Annotated in this window: 20 protein-coding genes; 14 read left to right on the forward strand and 6 right to left on the reverse strand. The window is 43.6% G+C overall.

All coding sequences use genetic code 11. The features are described 5' to 3' along the window. Window positions 1–68 precede the first annotated feature (68 nt). The 4 genes from ZX61_RS18380 to ZX61_RS18395 all read left to right on the forward strand — a co-directional run bounded on the left by ZX61_RS18380 (window position 69) and on the right by ZX61_RS18395 (window position 5,177). Entirely contained in the window at window positions 69–2,294 is a 2,226-nt protein-coding gene (locus tag ZX61_RS18380) for a TonB-dependent siderophore receptor (RefSeq protein WP_049846051.1), read from the forward strand. After that, the gene (locus ZX61_RS18385; RefSeq protein ID WP_049846052.1) at window positions 2,284–3,252 is read left to right on the forward strand and encodes a GNAT family N-acetyltransferase; all 969 of its coding nucleotides are present in this window, start codon (window positions 2,284–2,286) and stop codon (window positions 3,250–3,252) included. Before ZX61_RS18380 ends, ZX61_RS18385 begins: the two co-directional genes overlap by 11 nt. Before the next feature lie 75 nt (window positions 3,253–3,327). Beyond that, window positions 3,328–4,620 (forward strand): lysine N(6)-hydroxylase/L-ornithine N(5)-oxygenase family protein, encoded by a 1,293-nt coding sequence (locus ZX61_RS18390; RefSeq protein WP_049846053.1) that lies wholly within the window; start codon window positions 3,328–3,330, stop codon window positions 4,618–4,620. Between the two features lie 143 nt (window positions 4,621–4,763). After that, window positions 4,764–5,177, forward strand: a complete 414-nt coding sequence (locus ZX61_RS18395) for a GFA family protein (RefSeq protein WP_049846054.1) — start codon at window positions 4,764–4,766, stop codon at window positions 5,175–5,177. Here ZX61_RS18395 and ZX61_RS18400 read toward each other — a convergent pair. Then, the gene (locus ZX61_RS18400) at window positions 5,174–5,890 is read right to left on the reverse strand and encodes a response regulator (protein WP_049846055.1); all 717 of its coding nucleotides are present in this window, start codon (window positions 5,888–5,890) and stop codon (window positions 5,174–5,176) included. The two genes, ZX61_RS18395 and ZX61_RS18400, sit on opposite strands and share 4 nt — an antisense overlap. Then, on the reverse strand, window positions 5,887–9,147 hold the full coding sequence (locus ZX61_RS18405) for a response regulator (protein ID WP_049846056.1): 3,261 nt from the start codon (window positions 9,145–9,147) through the stop codon (window positions 5,887–5,889). Before ZX61_RS18405 ends, ZX61_RS18400 begins: the two co-directional genes overlap by 4 nt. A gap of 546 nt (window positions 9,148–9,693) precedes the next feature. Here ZX61_RS18405 and betI point away from each other — a divergent pair. From betI to choV, 6 genes are read left to right on the forward strand one after another with little or no spacing between them, the layout of a single operon-like run. Beyond that, on the forward strand, window positions 9,694–10,290 hold the full coding sequence (gene betI / locus ZX61_RS18410; protein WP_049846057.1) for a transcriptional regulator BetI: 597 nt from the start codon (window positions 9,694–9,696) through the stop codon (window positions 10,288–10,290). A gap of 21 nt (window positions 10,291–10,311) precedes the next feature. Beyond that, a complete protein-coding gene (betB, locus tag ZX61_RS18415) occupies window positions 10,312–11,772 on the forward strand; it encodes a betaine-aldehyde dehydrogenase (RefSeq protein WP_049846058.1) in 1,461 nt (486 codons plus the stop codon). A gap of 24 nt (window positions 11,773–11,796) precedes the next feature. Continuing rightward, window positions 11,797–13,506 (forward strand): choline dehydrogenase, encoded by a 1,710-nt coding sequence (betA, locus tag ZX61_RS18420; protein WP_049846059.1) that lies wholly within the window; start codon window positions 11,797–11,799, stop codon window positions 13,504–13,506. A gap of 19 nt (window positions 13,507–13,525) precedes the next feature. Then, window positions 13,526–14,464, forward strand: coding sequence for a choline ABC transporter substrate-binding protein (locus tag ZX61_RS18425; protein ID WP_049846060.1), 939 nt, complete (start codon window positions 13,526–13,528; stop codon window positions 14,462–14,464). Between the two features lie 50 nt (window positions 14,465–14,514). After that, window positions 14,515–15,357: a choline ABC transporter permease subunit gene (gene choW, locus ZX61_RS18430; RefSeq protein ID WP_049846061.1), complete on the forward strand. Its 843-nt coding sequence runs from the start codon at window positions 14,515–14,517 to the stop codon at window positions 15,355–15,357. A gap of 2 nt (window positions 15,358–15,359) precedes the next feature. Then, entirely contained in the window at window positions 15,360–16,544 is a 1,185-nt protein-coding gene (choV, locus tag ZX61_RS18435; RefSeq protein WP_049846062.1) for a choline ABC transporter ATP-binding protein, read from the forward strand. Window positions 16,545–16,766: 222 nt separating this feature from the next. Here choV and ZX61_RS18440 read toward each other — a convergent pair whose 3' ends face one another. The 3 genes from ZX61_RS18440 to ZX61_RS18450 form a co-directional block, all read right to left on the reverse strand. Continuing rightward, on the reverse strand, window positions 16,767–17,195 hold the full coding sequence (locus ZX61_RS18440; protein WP_049846063.1) for a DUF3010 family protein: 429 nt from the start codon (window positions 17,193–17,195) through the stop codon (window positions 16,767–16,769). Window positions 17,196–17,344: 149 nt separating this feature from the next. Further along, complete coding sequence (locus ZX61_RS18445) at window positions 17,345–17,728, reverse strand: cystatin domain-containing protein (protein ID WP_049846064.1); 384 nt, start codon at window positions 17,726–17,728, stop codon at window positions 17,345–17,347. 164 nt (window positions 17,729–17,892) lie between these two features. Continuing rightward, entirely contained in the window at window positions 17,893–18,237 is a 345-nt protein-coding gene (locus ZX61_RS18450; RefSeq protein WP_049846065.1) for a DUF3316 domain-containing protein, read from the reverse strand. 383 nt (window positions 18,238–18,620) lie between these two features. Here ZX61_RS18450 and ZX61_RS18455 point away from each other — a divergent pair, with 383 nt between their 5' ends. The 3 genes from ZX61_RS18455 (at window position 18,621) to ZX61_RS18465 (ending at window position 20,683) form a co-directional block, all read left to right on the forward strand. Further along, on the forward strand, window positions 18,621–19,451 hold the full coding sequence (locus ZX61_RS18455; protein WP_049846066.1) for a DUF6279 family lipoprotein: 831 nt from the start codon (window positions 18,621–18,623) through the stop codon (window positions 19,449–19,451). A gap of 88 nt (window positions 19,452–19,539) precedes the next feature. Next, entirely contained in the window at window positions 19,540–20,304 is a 765-nt protein-coding gene (locus tag ZX61_RS18460; RefSeq protein WP_049846067.1) for a sulfite exporter TauE/SafE family protein, read from the forward strand. Between the two features lie 154 nt (window positions 20,305–20,458). Next, entirely contained in the window at window positions 20,459–20,683 is a 225-nt protein-coding gene (locus ZX61_RS18465) for a hypothetical protein (RefSeq protein WP_049846068.1), read from the forward strand. Here the strand turns inward: ZX61_RS18465 and exaC are convergent. Continuing rightward, window positions 20,669–22,189, reverse strand: a complete 1,521-nt coding sequence (gene exaC, locus ZX61_RS18470) for an acetaldehyde dehydrogenase ExaC (RefSeq protein ID WP_049846069.1) — start codon at window positions 22,187–22,189, stop codon at window positions 20,669–20,671. The genes ZX61_RS18465 and exaC overlap by 15 nt on opposite strands. Window positions 22,190–22,442: 253 nt before the next feature. On the opposite strand from exaC, the gene ZX61_RS18475 reads away from it, so the two are divergent. Then, the gene (locus ZX61_RS18475; protein ID WP_049846070.1) at window positions 22,443–24,203 is read left to right on the forward strand and encodes a sigma-54-dependent Fis family transcriptional regulator; all 1,761 of its coding nucleotides are present in this window, start codon (window positions 22,443–22,445) and stop codon (window positions 24,201–24,203) included. Window positions 24,204–24,651: the final 448 nt, after the last annotated feature.

Genomic DNA, 24,651 nt, shown 5'->3' on the forward strand with positions numbered 1-24,651 from the left:
GCAAATGATAATAATTATCATAAAACATACGTAATATATCGGTTCAGCCGAATGTTAAGGAGAAACATATGAATCGGCAGTTTATGCTGAGCCCAGCTTGTTTGGCAGTAGCCTTTGCTTTATCTGCTAGTGTGGTTAATGCAGCAGAAGACGAAACAATCGTAGTAGTAGGTCATCAACACGAAAGTTCTGTTGGACCTGACTTTAGCTATCTAGGACAACAGAGTCGTACAGCGACCAAAACAGATTTGGCTATTCATGAAACACCGCGTGCTGTTTCTGTTGTCACTCGCGAACAAATGGATGACCGAGCGTCTATCAGCATTTCTGATGCACTACAGTACACACCAGGTATTCAGACTAACCATTACGGTGATGATAATAAGCAAGATTGGTTTGTTGTCCGTGGTTTTGCTCAAGCAGGAACTGGCCTTTACCAAGATGGAACACGTCTTTACTCAGCTGGTTTCTACAGCTGGCAGATTGACCCGTTTGGTCTTGAGCGTGTAGAAGTTCTGCGCGGTCCGGCATCAGTGCTATACGGACAAAACCCTCCTGGTGGCTTGATCAATACAGTCAGCAAGCGCCCACAGTTCGATGGTGGCTCAGGTCAGGTAGCTGTTGAGTATGGATCGTTTGATAGAAAGCAGATTAGCGTAGACGTCAACCGCGAGATTAATGAAGACGTTGCCTTTCGTTTGGTGGCAATGGGCCGAAAGAATGGTACTAAAGTCGACAATGTTGATGCTGAGCGTATATTAATTGCACCATCATTAGCGTGGAACATTAGCGACACGACTAACATTACTTTCCTAACTAGCTATCAGAAAGATGACTCAGACCCGTACTTACAGTTTTTGCCAGTTGAAGGCACGTTAACACCAAACAAAAATGGTCAAATACCGGATAACTTGGCTATAGGTAATCCGGACTGGGAAAAATTTGAGCGTGAACAGTTATCAGTGGGTTATGAATTTGACCATGAATTCAACAATGTAGTGAGTTTTGGTCAATCGACAAGATACAGTCGTATGGATATAGATTTACGCCAAATGTACTTCTCATCATACGCTAGAGATGTCCAAACGTTAGGTCCGCTTCTCGATCCTACAAATGATCGCCAAACTATAGTTCGCAACGCGACGACAGATAAAGGTCATTCAGATGCGTTTAACATCGATAATCGATTAGTTTTCAACTTTAACACAGGGCCAGTTAAACATACTTTATTAACGGGTATCGATTACCAACAAATCAAAATTGATAGTCAAGATTACGCGGCAGATCCAATTGTTGCAGATGGAAACAGCCCAATCCCTGTTCCTGGACTTGGAACGGTTTCTGACCCAAGATTCAACTTATATAATCCAAGCTATAGCAACAACGTAGTTCTACTTAACTCAACTACTCTTCAGCCACTAACGGATGCTGATTTAGAAACAACCGTCACTAAAAATCGTCAAGCTGGTCTCTATCTACAAGATCAAATGCGAATTAATGATTGGGTAGTGCAAGCAGGTGTGCGTTACGATGACACGTCGAATCAGCAACGTAACCAGACTACAGGGAAGGCTTATGAAGCTGATTACCAAGAATGGACTTCAAATGCGGGTGTTGCGTATGTAATGGGCAATGGTTTTACGCCTTATGCTAACTACGCTCAATCTTTTGAACCACAAGTCCGTACAGTAACCAATCAGCCAGCGAAGCCAGAGCGCGGGGCGTCGTTTGAAATTGGTTTGAAGTATCAGCCTCGAAGCTTCGATGGTTACTTTAACCTGTCTGTTTATGATGCAGCTAAGACAAATGTCGTACAAGTTGATGGCTCAGATATCAAGCAAGTGGGTGAAATCCGTAACCAGGGGATTGAACTTGAAGCAGTTGCTAATGTAACTCAATCTCTAACTCTTATCGGTAACATCACTCATCTTGATTCAGAAATCAAAGATGACAAAGACAAGTCGCTTGTTGGTAAAACGCCTCAGCAAGTGGCAGATACGCTAGCTTCAGCGTGGGCTAAATACCAGTTCTTTGATGGTGTGCTTAACGGTCTAAGTGTTGGTGGTGGTGTGCGTTATACAGGCGATACTTATGCTGGTAACGATAATACCCAGAAGGTGTCAGCTTACACATTGTATGATGCGACGGTGAGTTACCGTTTCCAAGACTACAAGTTCCAAGTCGCTGCGAAGAATATCTTTGATAAAGAGTACATCGCAACATGTACAAGTAATTACTGGTGTTACTACGGTGACCGCCGCAACGTCATTGCGAGCTTGAGCTATGACTGGTAACCGTCATGCCCTAAACACTCTGCCTATAGGGCAGAGTGTTCAGCAGCAAGGGGATAAATGCTGCATCGATCTTGGTGAAGGTAGAATAACGGTTAGTAACGAGAGCGATGGATACTGGAGAGTTAGTGAGAATACATTAACGGATTCAGAGTATGTTAAAGCTTTGGTAGTTTTGCTTGAGCAGCGCAAAGATATTCGATGTATTGAGCTTAACGAAAATTCTGCCTCTGCTTTAGAAGACATCGTTCAAGTTAGCGCAGAAGGAATTAGACTTGTTTGGCGAGAGAGCTTACTTCAACTGCCGGAGTTTTGGTTGCAGCAGCAACGTCGATTAATTCCACACAAACAGATTCTTGCGGGTAATGGCTACCATCCTTTGCGTCCAAGACCTCAAAAAGGCGAGTTGTACAGCCGCTACATTCCTGAGCTAGGGCAGACGCTGTCTCTTATTGGTCTTGATGTAGAGCAACACGCAGAGCTGTTTTCAAAATGGCAAAACAGTGAACGAGTGGCCGCGTTTTGGGAGCAGACAGGCACTTTAGAAGAGCATAAAGCTTATCTAGAGGAGCAGTTGGTCAATGATAAAAATCAGCTATTGATTGTGTGCCTTAATAACGAACCCTTTGCCTACATTGAAGCCTACTGGACAAAAGAGGATCGTATCGCGCCGTATTATGCAGCAGGCGATTACGACCGCGGTATTCATATGCTTGTTGGTGAAGAGCATCACCGTGGCAGTCATAAAGTGGCCGCTTGGCTTCCTTCAGTATGCCACTTCCTTTACCTGTCCGATCCTAGGACAGAGAAAATCGTCAGCGAACCAAGAGCAGATAACGCCAAGATGATTGGCTATCTGCAGAAATTCGGTTTCGCCAAGTTAAAAGAATTCGACTTCCCTCATAAGAGGGCAGCTCTAATGTGTCAGTTGAGAGATACCTTCTTTAGCGATTGCTTTTAGTATCGCAACCCAGTTTTAGGGTGTCTCGGGGATAGAGAGCCAAAGAGCTCAACGGAAAAACATGAGGTTACAAAAATGACAGACCAGATTAAGGAATATGATGTGCTTGGCGTGGGCTTTGGCCCTGCTAACCTGTCAATTGCGATTGCGTTAGAAGAAACGGCGCAGAACCAAGAATTAAGCTACTGCTTCCTAGAGCAGAAATCTCATTTCGAATGGCATGGTGGCATGTTGCTAGATGGCACTCGAATGCAGATTTCTTGTTTGAAAGATTTGGTTACGCTGCGCAATCCAACCAGCCCTTATTCCTTTGTAAACTACCTACATTCACATGACCGCTTAAGTTCATTCATAAACTTGGGTTCTTTGCACCCTTCACGTGTAGAATTCAATGACTACCTGACTTGGGTTGCAAACCAGTTTGATTCTGTCGTGACCTATGGACAACGCGTTATCGACATCGAACCGATTGAAGTCGATGGAGAAATTACTAAAGTTCGTGTTGTTTCAACGGATATCAACGGTAACCAAACAGTACGTGTTGCCAAAAACCTATTGATTGGTATGGGTGGTGTGCCGAAACTTCCAGAGCTGTTTAACGGTTTGAATGACGAGAAGGTGATCCATTCATCGAAATACAAGGTGTGGCGTGAACAGTTTAATGCTGGTACGGAGACACCTAAGATTGCAGTTGTGGGTGCTGGTCAAAGTGCTGCTGAGATCTTCGTTGACCTGACAAACCGTTATGAAGAAGGTGAAGTTCACCTCGTCAACCGTAACTTTGCTCTACATCCAGCGGATGACAGTGCATTCGTTAACGAGATCTTTGACCCTGAGTTCACGGATCACGTATACAAGAGCAATGATGAAGAGCGTAAAACCATCCTTTCTCGCTTCAATGGCACCAACTATTCAGTTGTCGATACAGAAGAGCTTAGCGCGATTTATGAGCGCTTATATTTGCAAAAAGTTACAGGGGAAGGTAAGCACGAACACCTGCGCTGCCATGATATTCAAGAGGTAGGGCAGAAAGAAGGTAAGATTTCGCTTAGATACAATGACCGTATTCATTCGCAGCAGAACTGGCACGATTATGATGCAGTTGTTCTCGCGACGGGTTACCGCTATGACCAATTCAACCGAATGTTGGATAAGCTTGAGCCTTTGATGTCTGATAAACAAGTTGAGCGACACTACCGTTTACCAATGCAAGATTCTTGTAAGGTAAATGTGTTCCTCCAAGGTTGTTGTGAGTCGTCTCATGGGCTAAGTGACACCCTGTTGTCCGTTCTTGCTGTCCGCTCAAAAGAAATTGTTGACTCACTCTACTCAAATATTGTGCCGGAAAAAGAGCTAACACAAGCTTAAAGCAAATCAATAAAACTTGTCGCATCGTTAAGCTTGCGACAAGTTTTGTTTTTATTAACGCTTTCTTATCTTTGTCCCCTTTTGTTATTTTAACTATTCCTCGTTATGTGTGATGAGTTGAAATCAGTGCAAAGGAGAAGCAAATGAGCTATTTAGTAGAAGGATCTTGCCAGTGTGGTCAGGTCTCATACAAATTAAACCAACCACCTAAGATGGTCGTTGCGTGTCACTGTATAGAATGCCAAAAATTGTCTACGGCACCATTTAGTGTGACAGCCGTTGTTGGCGCGGATGACATTGAATTTCGTGGTGAGTTAAAAGAGTGGCGCCGCTTAGCTGACAGCGGTAATAAAAATTACGCTAAATTCTGCCCGGAATGCGGTAACCGAGTGTATCACTTCAACCCAGATGACCAATCAACACTCAAACTCAAACTCAAAGCCAGTACGCCAACCAATCATGATGTTTTTGAACCCACGGTACACGTTTGGGTGAGTGAGAAACAAGAATGGTACCAATTACCTGAAGGTGCCAAAGTTTTTGACAAACAGCCTTAGTTCTCGTGTGCTAACTGGGTTTCATCCAAACGGGCATAGAAAGAATGGACTTCAATGATGGTGCTTAATTCGCTTAGGCGTCGGATCAATTTAGCATTAAGCTTTGTTCCTGCTTTGAGTAAACAGCCCCCCGTTTTTGCACAGATGTTCTCAAGTACAATCATGTCTTCCTTGAGCTCGGAGAGGTTTTCAATCTTAAATACGTGAGAAGAAACCTCTCGAATCCTCGGTGCGTTAGGTTCTGGATCTGTGATTGAGAGTTCAAAGTTGACCTCTGTTGAAACTGTGCCGTAGAGGTGCTTCTGATATAAACGCTTTGGCTCAGAGACAGCAGATTTTATTTGCTCTTGAGCATTTTGCACCGTGACAGGTTTAACCAAAAAGGCATCAATTTCTAATGTCATGCAAGCTGCGATGGTTGCGGTATCTGAAAGCGTTGTTACAGCGATGATACTTGTTACATCAGCAGCCGAGCTCTTGCCTTCACGCACCAATTTGATAAGTTCGAGCCCGTTGATTTTTGGCATGTTAATGTCTGTGATAATTAAGTCAACTTTGTGATGTTCTAACTTGGAGAGTGCTTCTTCACCATTTTGAGCACTTAGTAAATTTTCATAGCCTGCTCTTACTAGCATATTGATGAGGGCTCTGCGGGAGAATTTATGATCTTCGACAATGAGAATCGTATAGTCACGCGGATTAAATGGATTCATAACGAGGTTTCCGTATTTTCGATAATCGATTGTTCTATTAAATATACTCTTAGTCTTTCTGCCTCAGTCGTGCTTTCCTCAAGGCTCTCAGAGAGCGTTATCCAGTCTTTTTGCGGCGCTATGTTCTGAATTCTTTCAAAGGTATCGGCCAGAGCTTGTGCCCCGGCTGATCGCGCTGCTCCCTTGGCAGCATGGGCAATCTGTTGAAGGTTACGTTCGTTTCGTTCTGATAGAGCATGTTTTGCTGAAGTCAGGTCTTCAGAAACAGACTCCCAATAACCCTCTAAAAGAGGGAACACGATTGACGCATCCATTGTACCCAGTATTTCATTAAGAGATTGCATACATATTGGGGATTTCGCTTCTGTCATTCTTTTGGTGGCTTGATCGTTTTGCTGTAACGCAGTGGGCGATAGGGTTAACCACTTGGAGATGGATGAATTGAGTTTTTTTAGTTCAACGGGTTTGGTTAAATAGTCATCCATTCCACATGTCATGCATTGCTCTGAGGCTTCTTTCATTGCGTTGGCGGTAATGGCAATGATGGGGGTATGTCCCAAGCTCTTGTCCTCACGCTCGATTTGTCGTATTTGTTTGGTCAGCTCGTAGCCATCCATCACTGGCATATGGCAATCAGTTAAGATCAGACTGAAGTTTCCTGTTGACCATATTCGAAGCGCCTCTTGGCCTTGGGAAGCGAGTTCACATTGATACCCTAGATGTTTTAGTTGGCGCTTTAGGACATCCCTGTTGGTAGGCTGGTCATCGACGACGAGTATCAGCTCATCATGTTCTTCTTCGGGAGTAAGCTCACCCCTCATACTATCAATATGGCTGACATCTGGGCTGATAAAGCCTTTAACAACAGATATCGCAGTAGTCAGTTCACTTGGCTTGAACGGACTGCAGTTCATGACGTAAGTATTAGGATTTAAGAACTTGGTTTTGGTGCCTGCATCTGAGGTGAAAAGAATCAACTTACTCTTATCGAGTTGTTCTTGCTCAAACTTGGAAAGTTTTTTATTCATGTAGCTTTGATAGATATCTGGCCCCAATATGACTACATCGATCTGAATTTCTGTTTTTTCAGCGTGATTGAGGACGGTGATTGCTCGCTGGATGGTTGGGACAAAGTGTACTTTGCAGTCGTAGTTGGACAAATTGATATCGCAGAAGGTAATTACATCTTGCTCATTGGACACAAGAAGGACTCGCGTGCCATTGATGTATTGAGGTAGCAAGTCAGTAGGAGGCGACTCCACTTCAATAAAAGGCAACTCTAAAGTGAACCTGCTACTGACTCCAAACTGACTTTCGACGTTGATGCTGCCACCCATCAGATCCAGTAAAGAATGGGTAATTGATAATCCAAGTCCTGTACCACCGTATAGCCGAGTAGTGCTAGTATCTGCTTGAGTAAACGCGTTGAACAGGTTTTTCAACTGCTCTTCTGTCATCCCGATCCCGTTGTCTTCAACCATTAAATCAATGCAAGGAGCGATGCCATTAGAGCCTAATGAAGCGGATACCCAGACCTTACCCTTAACTTCGCTTGTACTGTCGGTAAACTTAACTGCGTTACCGAGTAAATTGAGCACAATCTGACTAATGCGAACACTATCACTCATGATCACCTTAGGTAGGTTTGGATCATAGGTAAGGTACATTTCTATACCTTTGTTACTTGCTTGGAGGTGTAAGACGTCCATAGAGCGCTCAAGCAGGTTTTGCAATTCCACTGGTGCGCTCTCAAGCGACATTTGCCCAGCTTCGATTTTAGAAAAATCAAGAATATCATTGATAATATGTAACAGTGTAAGTGCAGAGTCCTTGATAGTGGAAACCATAGAGCTTTGTTCTGAATCAAGCTCACTTTCATTGAGTAAACTGAGCATGCCTACAACGCCATTCATGGGCGTTCTGATCTCGTGGCTCATATTTGCTAAGAACATAGACTTTGCTTCGTTGGCAGCTTGGGCTATTTCACTTTCTTGTTGAAGAGAAGCCTGCGCTTTCTTTTCTTTGGTGATATCTATATTAACCCCGCCCATTCCAATTGGGATAGTGCCGTTTTCTGAGAAAACTACGTCTGCCGCGGCTTTGACCCAGCGCACGTCCCCATTGGGAAGCAATATTCTGAATTCTGAGATAAACTGGCTTAAATTTTCTCTCGCAGACAAAAGGGCTTGTTCGGCGAAATCGACATCTTCTGGGTGTACTCTTTCCTGCCACATTGCATAATTGTTGTCGCAGGTTTTAGAGTCAACGCCGTAGATGTCGTACATGCGTTCATCCCATGTAACTTCATTGCTCTCAAAATCCCAGTTCCAGATTCCAATTCCCCCTGCCTGTGTTGCAAGGTTGAGATTTCTCAACACACTTTCTAGTTCACTTTCGCTTTTTTTAAGTTCAAGTTTTACGTCATATTCAGAACTTCGGTCATGAATCGTTATAAGTATATATTTATAGTTTTTAACCGAGATATATCGAGCTGAAACGGACAGCGAGAGAATCTCAGTATCACGATGTATATAGAAAAGCTGATTGAGTGAAACTTCTTGATACATAGGAACATGGTTGAGCTGCTCTTGGATTTGGCTTGGTTTTATGTCACCCAGTAAAGAGTTGATATCTAGGCCGAGTAGATCCGAACGCTGGTGACAGAAAAGAGATAGTGCAGAGTCATTCGCATCAAGAATTTGATTATTTTCATTGAGCAAAAGCATGGCGTCGACGGCCTGTTCAAAGATCACACCTATTTGTAGTTCATGCTCGCTAATACGCTTTTTTTGATCGGCGACTAATTCTTTGAGTTGTCGGTTGCTGTTTCGTAGCGCCGCTTTCGTTTTTTGAATCTCAGAGATATCGGTATTGGTTATGACTAAGTAGTTGAGAGAGCCATCATCTCGATACATAGGCTGGATATCAACTTTGAGCCATGTAGTCGAGTTTCGTGACCGAGTAACAAAGTCTGAGCATATGCCCTTGTCAGCCTCGGTACATAATTTGTCGAGGTCGGCAGAAGAAAGAATTGGTGAGTAAAATTGACTTAGGTTTTGTCCGACAATAGTAGAACATTTACATCCAAATAATCTGCCAAAAGCTGGATTAGCATAGAAGATGGAGTGCGAACCTTGTACGCCATCACAGATAAGGATTCCTTCAGGTAGGACGTCTAAGACACTTTTTTTAATTTCATCGGCAGGAGGGCCGAGCCTATCTTTTTTAACAAGGATAGTGGAAAAAGGATTTTTCATGGTGCCAACCTTGGTTGTTATCTTTTTCAGTCCATGAACTCATATCTCTTTATGTGTTCTATTTCATAATATAGTTGGCGATAATCACTTGAGCAAACGGAAATAACTCATTGTGTTTTCTGTCATTGTAGTATTCGAACACGCATAAAAAGCAAGGAAGCTTAATTATCAAACCTCATAGAACATAACTTTGAATATAAAATATTAGTGTGCGAATTATTCGTGGATAGACGTTGTTTGTTGGTAAGGTGGTAAGTTAAATATTTGTTTGGCGAGCTTTGTTGGTTTGTTGCGTCGTTACTTGCTTGTAATGAGTTTACTCCATGAAATTATGTGGTTTTTACCTCTATTTTAAGCGTTTTGTAATGTCTATGTTTCATTGTGACGGTAGGGGCGAGTTTGGTTGATTGTTTCGAGTTCATAGTAATTTGACGCGATATTTTCTGCTGTTCTGTCAATGTTTACGAAAAATCATTTGAGTACAAAGTAAAAATGAGGCATTTTATATTTAATTGATCGTTCAATTAAAAATGAAGGGAGCAACAGATGCCAAAGGTTGGTATGCCTGATATACGCAAGCCTCAGCTTGTACAAGCGACTATGGCCGTGATTGATCGAGTGGGTTTGCAATCAGCGAGCATTTCGTTGATCAGCAAAGAAGCTGGAGTCTCATCAGGAATCATTAACCATTACTTTGGCGGTAAGCATGGGTTACTCGAAGAAACCATGCGCGAAATATTGCGTCAACTTTCTTCTACCGTGACTGATAGACTGAGTAAGCTACCACAAGGTGCTCATCAGCAACGGATTAACGCTATCATTGATGGAAACTTTGTCGGCTATCAAGCAGAAAACAAGGTAGCAAAAACTTGGCTAGCCTTCTGGTCCTACTCGGTTCATGACCCAGCGTTGAAACGCTTGCAAAGGGTTAACGAAAAACGATTACTGTCACACCTAAGAATCGAATTGAAAGCACTATTTAATCAGGATCAAGCAGAGATCATAGCTCACGGTATCGCTGCGCTTATTGATGGTATCTGGTTACGTGGGACGCTCAACCCACAAGGTATTGATGCAGAAAAAGCAAGATTGATCATCAATGATTACCTAGATAAACAGCTCACTTTCTATTCTCAAAAATAATCACAAAAGTCAGATCTTTACATGGAAATGAAATCACTATTTATAGATGGCAAAACTTGCCAAGCAACCTCTAATGAAACTTTTACGACCTTTAATCCAGCCAATGGGGAGCCGTTAGCTGAAATTCGACAAGCAAGTGAACATGACCTTGCCCTAGCGATTGAAGCTGCCAAACGTGGTTATAAAGTTTGGTCAGCGATGTCGCCAATAGAGCGTAGCCGCATAATGTTAAAGGCAGTAGCAATTTTACGTGAACGTAATGATGAGCTAGCTGCGTTAGAAGTTGCAGATACAGGTAAACCACTGCAAGAAGCTATCGCTGTTGACATTGAAACAGGCGCAGACGTTATTGAGTACTTCGCTGGCTTAGCTCCTACGATGCAGGGTGAACAACAACCGCTAAGTGAAACACAGTTCTTTTACACGCGCCGTGAACCGCTTGGGATCTGTGCAGGTATTGGTGCATGGAATTACCCAATTCAAATTGCAATGTGGAAGTCAGCTCCAGCGCTTGCTGCGGGCAATGTCATGATTTTTAAACCTTCTGAAGAGACACCTCTATCGGTACTTAAACTTGCTGAAATCTTTACTGAAGCAGGTTTGCCTAGTGGTGTATTTAACGTTGTGCAAGGCGACCATCGCGTCGGGCAAATGCTGACCGCTCACCCTGATATTGCCAAGGTGTCATTCACCGGTGAATCAGGGACAGGCAAATTGGTCATGGCTGATAGTGCCAAGACATTAAAACAGGTAACGATGGAGCTGGGCGGAAAATCTCCCATGCTCGTATTCGATGACGCCAAGCTTGATGATGCGGTATCTGCAGCCATGGTGGCGAACTTCTATACCCAAGGTGAAGTTTGCACGCATGGTACTCGAGTCTTTGTCCATGAATCCCTGCATGATGAATTTGTCGCACAACTCAAAGCGCGCACTGAAAAGCTTATCGTCGGTAACCCAATGGATATGGAGACTCAGATTGGCGCGCTAATTTCACGTGAGCATCTGAACAAAGTTCTAAGCGCCATCGAAAGTGCCAAGGCGAGTGATGCCACGCTGCTTACTGGTGGCTATCAAATCAAAGATAACGGATTGGACAAAGGAAACTTTGTGGCTCCAACGGTGTTTATTGATTGTGATGACGATATGGCGCACGTTCAGGGAGAGATATTTGGCCCCGTCATGTCCGTTCTTAAATTTAGCGATGAATCTGAAGTGATCCAGCGTGCAAACAATACCGATTATGGCCTAGCAGCAGGCGTATTTACGCAAAATATCTCTCGCGCGCATCGAGTGATTCATCAACTTCAAGCTGGAATTTGCTGGGTAAACACTTGGGGGGACTCACCTGCGGAAATGCCAGTAGGTGGATATAAACATTCTGGTATTGGGCGCGAAAATGGCCCGGAGACGCTGCGCCATTACACGCAGACAAAAAGTATCTTGATTGAGTTAGGCGGCTACGAAAGCCCTTACGAGTAACCTGTAAGAATACGGAGATTCACAATGAAACAAGACTACGACTATATCATCGTAGGAGCTGGCTCTGCAGGTTGTGTATTGGCTGACAGACTTAGTGAGAGCGGCGAACATCAGGTTTTACTGCTCGAAGCCGGTGGAACAGACAAGAGTATTTTTATTCAGATGCCGACCGCTTTGTCTTACCCGATGAACACCGAAAAGTATGCATGGCAGTTCGAGACTCAGCAGGAATCAGGTCTAGATGGCCGTCAGCTACACTGCCCACGGGGCAAAGTGCTCGGGGGTAGCTCGTCTATTAATGGTATGGTTTATGTTCGTGGCCATGCTTGTGATTTTGATGAATGGGAGCAACACGGCGCCGCTGGTTGGAATTACCAGTCGTGTCTACCTTACTTCAAGCGCGCGGAGTCTTGGAGTGGCGGTGGCGATGATTATCGTGGTGCTGAAGGTCCATTGGGCACGTGTGCTGGTAACGATATGCAGCTCAATCCTTTGTATCAAGCTTTTATTGATGCAGGAAAAGAGGCCGGTTATCCAGAAACCCCCGACTATAACGGTTATCAGCAAGAGGGTTTCGGCTCAATGCATATGACTGTTGACAAAGGGGTACGTGCATCTACTTCTAACGCCTACTTAAGGCGCGCGTTAAAGCGCTCTAACCTTACATTAGTCAAAGGTGTAGTCGCTCGGAAAATTCTCTTAGAAAATGGCAAAGCGGTCGGGGTTGAGTTTGAAAAGTCGGGCTCGGTTAGACAAATTGTTGCGCAAAAAGAAATTATCTCTAGTGCGGGCTCAATTGGCTCTCCGCAACTTCTGCAACTGTCGGGCATCGGGCCAAAGTCGGTACTGGAGCAAGCGGGTGTTGCATTAGAGCTTGAATTACCCGGAGTAGGGCAGAATCTTCAAGACCATTTAGAAGTCTATTTTCAATACCATTGCAATCAACCAATTACGCTTAACAGCAAGCTTGGCTTAGTCAGTAAAGCCAAAATTGGCACAGAGTGGATTCTGACTCGCAAAGGACTTGGTGCGACGAATCATTTTGAATCTTGTGCATTTATTCGCTCTCGCAGCGGACTGAAGTGGCCAAATATTCAGTACCACTTTTTACCTGCTGCGATGCGATACGATGGCCAAGTTGCGTTTGATGGGCATGGGTTTCAAGTTCATGTTGGACCAAACAAGCCAGAAAGTCGCGGCTCAGTTGAGATTACGTCAGCGAATCCAAGTGCGAAACCAAAGATTGAGTTTAATTACATTGCGACCGAGCAAGATCGTCAGGATTGGCGCGACTGTATTCGCTTGACTAGAGAAATCCTTCAACAGCCAGCGATGGATGCTTACCGAGGTGATGAAATACAACCGGGGTTCAGTGTTACGACAGATGAAGCGATTGATGAATGGGTAAAGCAAAATGTCGAAAGTGCTTACCACCCTTCATGCAGCTGCAAAATAGGTTCAGATAGTGATCCGCTAGCGGTACTAGATCAAGAGTGTCGCGTTCGAGGTATTGAAAGATTACGAGTCGTGGATTCATCAGTATTCCCGACTATTCCAAATGGGAACTTAAATGCGCCAACCATCATGGTTGCCGAGCGAGCTGCCGACATGATTCTAGGCAAACCGTTGCTTAAAGCGTGTGACCTACCTGTTTGGTTAGCTCCTGATTGGGAACAGCAGCAAAGAATTAATAAACCTAAAAGAGCGGTGGAATCTGCTCAACAAAGTCAGTAATCATTACAAGGAAAACATTATGTCTATGATGACAAAAACACTAACTACCATAGCAATAAGCTCGTTTGCACTGAATGCTTATGCAAACCAATGTGAAACGGTGCGTTTTGCCGATGTCGGTTGGACGGATATTACTGCAACCACAGCGGTAACTTCTGAGCTGTTAAAAGGAATGGGGTATAAAACTAAAACCGACTTACTGTCTGTCCCTGTTACGTATTCTTCGATGGCAAACGGTGATATCGATATCTTCCTCGGCAACTGGATGCCAACTATGGAGGGAGATATCGCTAAATACCGTGAAGCAGGCAGCGTTGAAACCGTTCGCGCTAATTTAGAAGGAGCAAAGTACACATTAGCGGTGCCCAAATATGTGTATGAAGCAGGTGTGAAGAGCTTTGCTGATCTTGCTAAACATGCAGATAAGTTTAAAGATAAAATCTATGGTATTGAGCCTGGAAACGATGGCAACAGGCTTATCCAATCGATGATCGATAGCGATGCCTTTGGCTTGAAAGATTTTAGCCTGGTTGAATCTAGCGAAGCTGGTATGGTTTCTCAAGTGTCTCGCGCCGTACGCCGCAACCAATGGATTGTGTACTTAGGTTGGGCGCCACACCCAATGAACAGCAATGTTGAGATGACCTACCTTGATGGCGGTGACGAATTCTTTGGCCCTAATTATGGTGGCGCGAACGTCTATACCAACGTAAGAGCAAACTACTTGTCTGAATGTCAGAATGTGGGGCTAATGCTTAAAAATCTAGAATTTAGCTTGGAGATGGAAAATGCATTAATGGAAGCCATTCTTAACCAGAATGTTAAGCCTTCCAAAGCCGCACAGCAATGGCTGAAACAAAACCCTCAACAAGTTGAAGCTTGGTTAGACGGCGTGAAAACGCTTGGTGGCGATGATGCTGCAACAGCAGTTAACAGCTACATCAACTCAAACGCATAATTAAACGGTGGGCTAGCCTCGCTACCTCACCGACAAATTAAGGTTCTATCGTGAATTTTATTACAAACAACAAAATCCCAGTGGGTGAGTGGATGGAAACGGGTGTTGATTGGTTAACTCTCAATGCAGCGGGCTTTTTTGATGCCATCTCTATCTTTCTTGAAACCGTTATTCTTTTTGTTGTCGATATTTTTAAGTGGATGCCACCAGCGTTGCCGATAGTGTTGACAGCGGCCATTGCTTGGTATTTACACCGTAGCATTCCTTTGGTGATATTTGTCATCGGGGCTTTATTGACCATTTTAAATCTTGGCTATTGGCAAGAAATGCTGGAAACCTTTGTTCTTGTATTTGCAGCGACAACGATTTCCGTATTAATTGGTGTTCCAATTGGTATTATGGCTGCGCATCGCCCGTGGTTGTATACGTTACTTCGGCCTGTTCTTGACTTAATGCAAACCGTACCCACATTTGTGTACCTGATTCCGACATTAGTGTTGTTCGGACTAGGAATTGTTCCTGGCCTAATTTCGACCATTATTTTCGCGATTGCAGCCCCAATTCGATTAACCTACCTTGGTATGACTAAAGTACCTGAAGAGCTAATTGAAGCGGGTAAGGCTTTTGGTGCCAGTCGGATGAAACTGTTGTTTAAAGTAGAGTTACCTGCCGCAATGCCGAGTATTATGGCGGGCGTTACTCAATGTATCATGTTGTCATTATCTATGGTGGTGATTGCGGCTCTAGTTGGTGCAGATGGTCTGGGTAAACCAGTGGTTCGTGCGCTGAATACCGTCAACATCTCGCAAGGTTTTGAGGCCGGCTTAGCCATTGTATTGGTTGCGATTATTCTAGACCGCTTATGCAAAACACCCAATCAAAAAGAGGCATAGTCATGGATGCAATTACGATTACTAACTTAGATGTGGTGTTTGGTGATAAACAAGAACAAGCATTGACACTCCTTGACCAAGGTAAGTCTCGTCAAGAAATTATTGACAAGACAGGGCAAGTTGTCGGGGTTGATAACGTTTCTCTCAGTATTAAAGAGGGTGAGATTTGTGTGTTAATGGGGCTATCGGGTTCCGGAAAGTCGAGCTTATTACGCGCGGTGAATGGCTTGAATGATATTAGCCGCGGAGCTTTAGAGATTAAGGATGGAGACCAGATTGTCGACGTCGCTGATTGTAGTGAAGAAACCTTGCGTCATCTGCGTACTCATCGTGTCTCTATGGTGTTTCAAAAGTTTGCATTAATGCCGTGGCTAACTGTTTTGGACAATGTTGCATTTGGCCTGGAGATGCAAGGTATGGGCAAAGCAGAGCGCCGTAAAAAAGCACGTGAACAGTTAGAGATGGTGGGTCTAGCAGAGTGGGAAAGTAAATACCCCCATGAACTGTCCGGAGGGATGCAACAACGCGTCGGGTTAGCCAGAGCGTTTGCTATGGATACCGATATCTTGTTAATGGATGAACCATTTTCTGCTCTTGACCCACTTATTCGTGCTCAGTTGCAAGATGAACTTCTTCAACTACAGAGTCGGTTGAATAAGACGATTCTGTTTGTTAGTCACGATTTAGACGAAGCGCTTAAGATTGGCAACAACATTGCGATTATGGAGTCAGGCAAGCTGATTCAGCATGGAAAACCTGAACAAATTGTCCTCGCACCGGAAACGGAGTATGTGAAAGATTTTGTTGCTCATACAAACCCACTAAATGTACTTAAAGGTCGCTCTCTAATGCTGTCTCGTGAAGAGCTAGCAAGACGTGATGATCAATGGGAGGTTTGTTCGTCAGACGAGCTTTGGGTTGAACAACTGCCTCAAGGCTTGAGTTTGGTTGATTCGAATAAAACGCTGGTTGACTGGAATGATGATTCTCTTGCGATAGATGACATTAACAGCTCTATGGTTGTTCAAGCCAGTCCTGAAATCGGGATGCGCGAAGCGATTGAGCTTAAACAACGTAGTAACCAACCTATATTACTTGTTGAAGAAGATGAACTTGTTGGTGTATTAAGTGACAACGAACTCTACGACGCACTGCTGGGTAACTTTAAAACCAAGCAAGTCGCCTAACTACTTCACCTAACGCTTCGTTAGGTGTCGTTGATTAATAAATCTTAATCTATGCTCAAGGCTGGCTAAATCTGAATTTTTGTATTCTTTGGATATAACGATGAACCAACGGGGACAAAAAGTCGGTAAGGCGCTGATGGTGCCTATTGCACTTTTGCTATCGCTTGGGGTTATAACGAATAAGGCTCGCGTGACTAATGCGAGCCATATCTAAACCTTTGACTATCCGCGCATCATAGCGCAGGCATATGCGGTGGTGAATGCTTGCTCTTGGTATTGCTTTAGGCCCGTATCTTTAAACTGGATTCCAAGTGGGTTTCTTTTCAAACTTTCCTTGATAGCGGCAGGGGCGACCACTTCAGCTTTCAAGTCTTCAATGAGTTGGATCGCAGCTTCAAGCTTGAAGCCAACCGCTCCGCCTGCAAATTTACCTTTTGTTTGGCGTTGACGAATGACAACTTTTTCAATTTTGTAGTCCTCAATCAACTTGGCAAAAGAGAATTGGAATTTTCTCACCTCTTGTGTGTCGTTTGCATTGCCAATGCTTAGCTTTGCTACGCGGCAATCAGGCAAATGAACGACACCATTTTCATGAGAAAGAAGACAAATTACCGCATCGTTACCTTTTAGCTCTACACCACAAATTTTCATGTTTTCACCTAGTTGTTTGTTAGCGACGCCATTATATCGACCATTTGTGACTTATCGAGCTTTTTATGCATGGATAATAAGGATAATAGAGAGGCGAAGAAGCCCAAAAATAGTTGAGCTTCAGAAAGCATAGGTTCGAAACAACAACTTTATGAGCAGATCTTGCCTAACTTTGGTTCTTGAGTGATTGAGTATTCATTGTTAAGAGATTGGTAAATGATCGCATTCCAAACTTCTCCATTTTCAAGTTCAAACTCAACAGCGTAGTTCATTCCAGCAACGACTTGAGTGCGTACATCAGTGATCTTCTTTAACGGAGAAGACGTTGTGATTTGCCTGAGGACAAGAGCAACGGCTTTTTCTACCTCAGGTGATACGTGACCTGGAGGATGCCAACCTCCCGGCATCGCTTCGTTGTTACACATGGGGTTGTGTGGCATAGCTGAAGTCTGCTCTTGGTTGGTTGAAGTTGCTTGATTGCAACCCGAAAGGATGACTACAGAGGCTACTGACAATAAAATAGTTTTCTTCATGCTTACTCCATGACTTAATCATTATTGAGTCAAGTTTGCCTTTTGGATTATCTTGACTCTATTAATAGATGAAATTTTACTCATAATTGAGTTTTTAAAGTCATGGGAATGCAATAAAAAAGCCGCTTTAGATAAAGCGGCAAGACAGGTGCAACTAAAAACGGTTAGCTATTGCCGCTTTCGCGGTATTTATATTGATAGTCAACATCTAGCACTGCTTGGTACTGAATGTTTCCGGGTGTACTTGCTAGCTCTTCGATCTGTACCGTCATATCATTTAGCTTGACACTTGGATAGACGACATTTGTTTGTGAAATGTGTAACTTGTTTTTCAATTGTGCTGGGTTCATTGTCTTCATCTCATCCATGAGGTCAAACGCGGCATCATAAGCTTGTTGCTTAGTTGAATATGTGTCAGTGGTGAAGCTTGTGCTTGATGAGGCAGTATCTGTTGACGCAAATACTGACGCGCTCATAACTAACGAAGCCAATAGAATCACTTTTTTCATAACCTTTTCTCCTGATGGGTGACCTTCACGTAAAATACTACGCCAGTACGCGTAAGGAGTCTGTCAGGCTGTGTAAGGAGAAGCCCAGTTTTTGTAAAGCTTTCCTTTACGTTTGTAACCCGTTCATGACTAAGTCAATATAGGGTTAGTCACCGAGTGGAAATGTTATGGCTAGGTCAACGGGTATCTATTGCCGCTTTGTTACAGTGTGTTGTAGGTAAACTTGCTTCGAACAGCATTTAAGTGTTTGCTCCGGTAGCACTTAAATACTAATTGACCTAGATTGGTATTGAAGTTGCTAGAATTGTTGTTACAGACACAAATGCTTAAAGTGTCTATGTTAAGAATAATGGTGTTTGCAGTGTGTTGCGCAGGACGAAGCAATGAGAAAACTAGGAATACTGTTAACCGTGTGTTTGGCTCTATCCGGATGTAGTACCAAGTTTGTGTATAACAATATGGATTGGCTATTACTCGAGTACTTAGACGATTATGTTGAACTCAATGACTCTCAGGAAGAGATAGTCAGCCAGAAGGTTGCTGTGCTGAGTGAATGGCATCGAACGGAAGAAATCCCGAATTACATTGAACATCTCGATGAGTTGATGGCAATAGATCCCACTACTTTTACGCTAGAGCAACTTGAGGTGCAGGAAGTGAAGTTCCAACAACATTCACAGCGCCTTGTCGCGAGAGTTGCACCAGAACTTTATGCTGTTGCCCGCGAGCTATCCAATGACCAAGTAGAAGAGTTGATGAACAACATTCGTGTTCGTCACACTAAATACAAAAGGAAATACCAAAAGCTTCCAGACCCAGAAATTAAAGCCCGCTATAAAGCTCGTATTGAAGAGAATTTGGAAACTTGGATCGGCAACCTTACCAAGCAGCAACACATACTATTGGATAAATGGGTCGACGAATTGTATGTGACTTCCCACGACTGGATTCACCACCAGACTAAAATGCGTATCGAGGTCAATGCCCTTTTATCTAACAGGCTAGATATGGCAAAGTTTCAACCTGAATTTCGACAGCTAATGTTTAACCCCAATAGTTTCTATGCTCCAGAACTAGAGCAAAAAATTGATTACAATAAGCAGGTCGCAAACCGCTACCTTATACAAGTGATCAACTCAATGACCTCTAAACAAACCAAGTACTATCGTGATGAACTGCAGGGTTGGAAAGAAGTTGCGCTAGATATTCAGTAGATTAAGCCACAAAGTTCACTACTCGGTATTTGTTTGATGTCGGGTTCAGGTTAGAGTGACAGACTCCTAACACAACTTAGCGAACACTATGGAATGGATTCTGTTGTTTGGGGCAGGTGTTCTAGGAGGGATACTGAATAGCATTGCTGGTGGTGGGAGCTTTATCACCTTTCCAACACTTATGTTCGTCGGTGTACCTCCTGTTATTGCTAATGCGACCAATACTTTCGCGGCATGCGCGGGCTATCTCAGTGGGACTTACGGCTTTCGTCAAGACATTGCTAAGTCAAATGGCTCTCTTACGCTGATCATTACTCTTAGCTTAATTGGCGGAGGGTTAGGCGCGTATTTATTGCTGAGCGTATCGGAAAGTCAGTTCCTTATTGCAATCCCTTGGTTACTATTGTTTGCAACTTCGCTTTTTTTGTTTGGACGCCAAATCAATAAGTTGGCGAGTCGCTTAGCAAAATCGACATCGTTGCATCCATTTTGGGCGTTGGGTTCAGTTTCTTTGCTGTTAGTTGTCGTCTCTGCATATGGAGGCTTCTTCAATGCGGGGCTTGGTGTAGTCGTACTCAGTTATTTGGTGTTGGCTGGGTACACGGATATCAACCAAATGAATGGTCTTAAATTATTGATTTCATCGTCTGTTTCAATCATTGCGATAGCGGTGTTTATTGCCGAAGGTTCAATCGACTGGTTACGTGGGGGAGCGGTGATGCTGGGCACATTATCAGGCGGTTATGTGGCGGCAAGAGTTTCTAGGCAAGTTGAACAGCACTATGTGAAAGGTTTTGTTGCCCTTTCAAGCGTGGCAATGACGGTCTACTTTTTTTATGACGTCTATCTATAAACACTACTCAACCAGCATGCGGGCCTTCACACAGATAGCTATTTTGAGGTCTATTTAGGTTAATTTAGCTTGCTCAATGGCATAATTCAGTGAGTCAAGTTGAGGCCAATTATTTGTCTTGTATGGCCACTTTAACCAATGATTAGGAGGCTTTATGAGTAGAAAACTCGGCAGAGTCATGTCTAGTAGCCGCATGATTACCTTCGTAGCATTTCTTGCAGCAACATTCGCTTGGATTCTAAAAATGCCAGCATTGTTTACTGTGTCGCTTCTTGCCCTTGTCGCTAGTGGTGCTCTTTATCTCAATGATAAATTCAAGCGTCGGAATGAAGAAAAGAGCGCCTCGAGGCGCTCTGAGAGCGAATTAGAAGAAACCTAGTGGGTTTACATCGTAGCTGATTAACAGGTTTTTCGTGTTTTGGTAATGGTCGAGCATCATTTTGTGTGTTTCTCGTCCAATACCCGATTTTTTGTAGCCACCGAAAGCAGCATGAGCTGGATAGGCGTGGTAGCAGTTGATCCAGACACGACCGGCTTCGATGTTTCGACCCATGCGGTAAGCCAAGTTCGCATCACGAGTCCAGACCCCTGCACCCAATCCGTATTCGGTGTCATTGGCAATCGCCAATGCTTCTGTTTCATCTTTGAATTTGGTAATAGCAATGACTGGACCAAAGATCTCTTCTTGAAACACGCGCATCTTGTTGTTGCCTTCAAGCAACGTAGGTTGAATGTAGTAACCAGACTCAATATCGTCTTTTTGCTCTGCTACTTGACCACCAAACACAACCTTTGCACCTTCTTGGCGACCAATTTCAAGGTAGCTCAAGATCTTGTCAAACTGCTCTTGAGAAGCTTGCGCACCTACTTGGGTATCGGTATCAAGTGGGTTGCCTTGCTGGATGCTCTTAGCTCGCTCTGCCACCTTGGCAACGAACTTATCATAGACAGATTCGTGCACTAATACCCGCGAAGGGCAGGTACACACTTCCCCTTGGTTAAAGAAGGCCAACAAAGTCCCTTCAATACATTTTTCAAGGTATTCGTCTTCGTGCTCGAAGATATCTGGAAAATAGATGTTTGGGGATTTACCCCCAAGCTCAACTGTCGACGGGATTAGGCTCTCTGCAGCACATTTAAGGATATGGTTGCCGATTTCAGTAGAGCCTGTAAATGCGAGTTTGGCAATGCGGTTACTCGTCGCGAGTGCTTGGCCTGCTTCACTACCAAATCCATTAACAACGTTGATCACTCCGGCTGGAATGAGGTCACCAATTTTTTCTATTAGTAGAAGAATGGATGTAGGCGTTTGTTCAGCAGGTTTTAACACCACGCAGCAGCCTGCTGCAAGAGCAGGAGCAAGTTTCCAAGCAGCCATTAACATCGGGAAGTTCCATGGGATAATTTGACCAACGACACCAATGGGTTCCGGGAAGTGATAACTCGCCGTATTGGTATCTAGCTCAGCGGCACTGCCTTCTTGGGCGCGGATACAACCGGCAAAATAACGGAAGTGATCGACAACGAGTGGTAAATCGGCCGCCAGTGTTTCACGTACCGGTTTACCATTTTCCCACGTTTCAGCAACTGCAAGTTCTTCAAGGTTTGCTTCAATGCGATCCGCTATCTTAAGCAGAATATTCGAGCGTTCGGTTACGCTCGTAGCAGCCCAACTTAATCTGACATTATGAGCGGCATCAAGCGCTAGGCTAATGTCCGCTTCACCTGAACGGGCAACTTTACAATATGCTTTGCCATTGACTGGGGAGGTGTTTTCAAAATATTCGCCCGAAACGGGTTTTACCCACTTTCCCCCAATGTAGTTGTCGTAATGGCTTTTAAAGTTAACGACAGAGTCTTGGTTGCCCGGTTGTGCGTAAATCATAAAATATCCTTATTTTTCTCATTCATTATTGGCTTGAAGTCATCACACTTAGGTGAACACTTCTTATGGCATCGTGTTAGTTAACGCAAATCACAGACCAAATGTTAATGACTTGTTGTATTTGTTTTCGAGCGCTAGAGTAGTCAAGGCTTAAGCTGGCATGTTTAAAACAATGGTGAGAGGAACGGCTTGTTAATGAATTGTTCAACTGTTCCAAAATGGTACAACTCAATTGTTCAAAGTTGGAACAGGTATGGAACTACAAACGATACAATCTGATAAATGGCTAGCTTCTTCATGGCAAAGAAGCGCAATCGCAGGCTTAAAGCAAATCAAAAAGCCGGAAGATATCAATGTTTCAAACGCGTTACTAAAAGAGAGGCGATACAAGGCGCAAGGTGTAATAGAGGCTGTTGAAGAATGCGCTCTTCCTCTATTCAGTCAAGTGTTGTCGCGCAGTGATAGCCGATTAATCTTGACTGATGACGAAGGGGTGATTCTTGCCAGTTGGGGGCAAGAGAAGTTTCGTGAGAAATTGATGTCTATTGCCTTGGAGTCAGGAACCTGCTGGCAGGAAAAACTGAAAGGAACTAACGCCATAGGCACAGCCTTGTTCGAAAAGAGAGCGGTATCTATTATTGGCGAGCAGCACTTTATTAAACAGCACCGATTTATAAGTTGTTCGGCAAGTCCACTGTTTAACCACTTTGGTGAGCTAGTGGGGATTCTGGATATAACTAGTGAGCAAAGTAAACATGATATGACTACCCAACTTTTGGTACAGAACATGGTGCAGTTGGTTGAAAACTACATGCTGACACACATCCCAGAAGGCGCATTGCAGATCAACCTTGCCAACAATGAATCAGTATTACAAAGCGGCTGGCAGGGAATTGTTATTGCTGATGATAGCGGCCACGTGATCGCTCATAATCAGGTGGCGAGTCGGCTTATCCCTCACGTGCCTCTAGTTGGGGAGCACTTTGAAAACTTGCTAAATCAGCCTCAACAACAGAGTCAGTTTTTTGTTGAAAAAAAGAGTTTGGGCAATAAATTTCGTGGTAAGAAATGGCTGAGTGTGGCAAGTGAACTCCATTACGGTGACGACAAAGTAGAGCAAGCGTGGCAGCAGGCCAATAAGGTTATGGGTTGTGACATTAGTTTATTGATACTGGGTGAAACAGGAGTGGGTAAAGGTGAGTTTGTAAAAGCGCTACATAAACATAGTGCACGCAATAAACAACCACTTGTAACAGTTAACTGCGGCGCTTTGCCCAAAGATTTAATAGAGTCTGAACTGTTTGGCCATGCATCAGGTGCGTTTACGGGGGCGAATAAACAAGGCTACTGTGGGCGTATAAGGCAAGCAGACAAAGGAATCTTGTTTTTGGATGAAATAGGGGAGATGCCGCTAGATGCGCAGTGTCGTCTGTTAACTGTGTTGCAAGACAAGATCGTTATGCCAGTAGGATCTGCCCAGTCCTATAAAGTGGATATTCAAGTAATAGCGGCGACACACCAAGAGCTCACTCAATTGGTTGCTGAGGGGAGGTTCAGGCAAGATCTCTATTACCGCCTCAATGGATTAGTGGTTAGTTTACCTTCTCTCTATCACCGTGAAGACAAACTAGCAATAATTCATGCGATACACGCTAAACACCAGCAGAACGGGCAAAGAATTACCTCTTCCTTAATACAGTCGCTACTTCGTTATCGATGGCCGGGCAATCTAAGGGAGCTAGATAACCTGTTGAAGGTAACCTGTTTGATTGCAAGTGATGTTAGCGAAATTGGGATTGAACATGTTCCATCACACTTTGCCCAGCCGTTACGAGAAGTAGCAAGCGAGAGCGAGATTGAAACATTGGATTTGAAGTCGACATTGAATTCAGCATTAATCGATACCTACCATACCCATAATGGGAATGTCAGTAAGGTATCTCGCGTTCTTGGAGTCAGCAGAAATACGGTTTATCGCAAACTGAAAGCATTGGGTCTCATTAAAATGAAATGAACGGCTTAACCGCCCAATTATATAAATATCATCGAATTATTCATCGTAAATCAAAAGCGCTATCTACAGTGCTTCATTAAATCCATAACCTAACCTTGAATATCACCTTTTGTGGGTTTTATAAAATGCCCAACTCAATCACAGGTTGATAATTTATTGAGATTGTCAAATAGAATGCAATAAATAAGTGCTGGTCTGCCAATTTGTCTTAAATGTGACAATTGACGATCTCATGTCCAATAATTGAGAATGCCTGGTGGCTTTCCTAGCTATTAAGCGGTAATGAGATCGAAGCTCCATTTATTGAAGGGTTTGATAATATTTTTGTAATATTTTCTGGCTGATATTTAACCATCTAAAGAACTTATTTTGTTTATCAAAAATGAGACTTTACTTTCTGCTTGCTAATAAATAAAAATGATTGCGCTTTTATTTGTCTATGTGGAAG

The sequence above is a fragment of the Vibrio sp. VPAP30 genome (genome assembly GCF_001188205.1).
GTDB lineage: Bacteria > Pseudomonadota > Gammaproteobacteria > Enterobacterales > Vibrionaceae > Vibrio > Vibrio bivalvicida.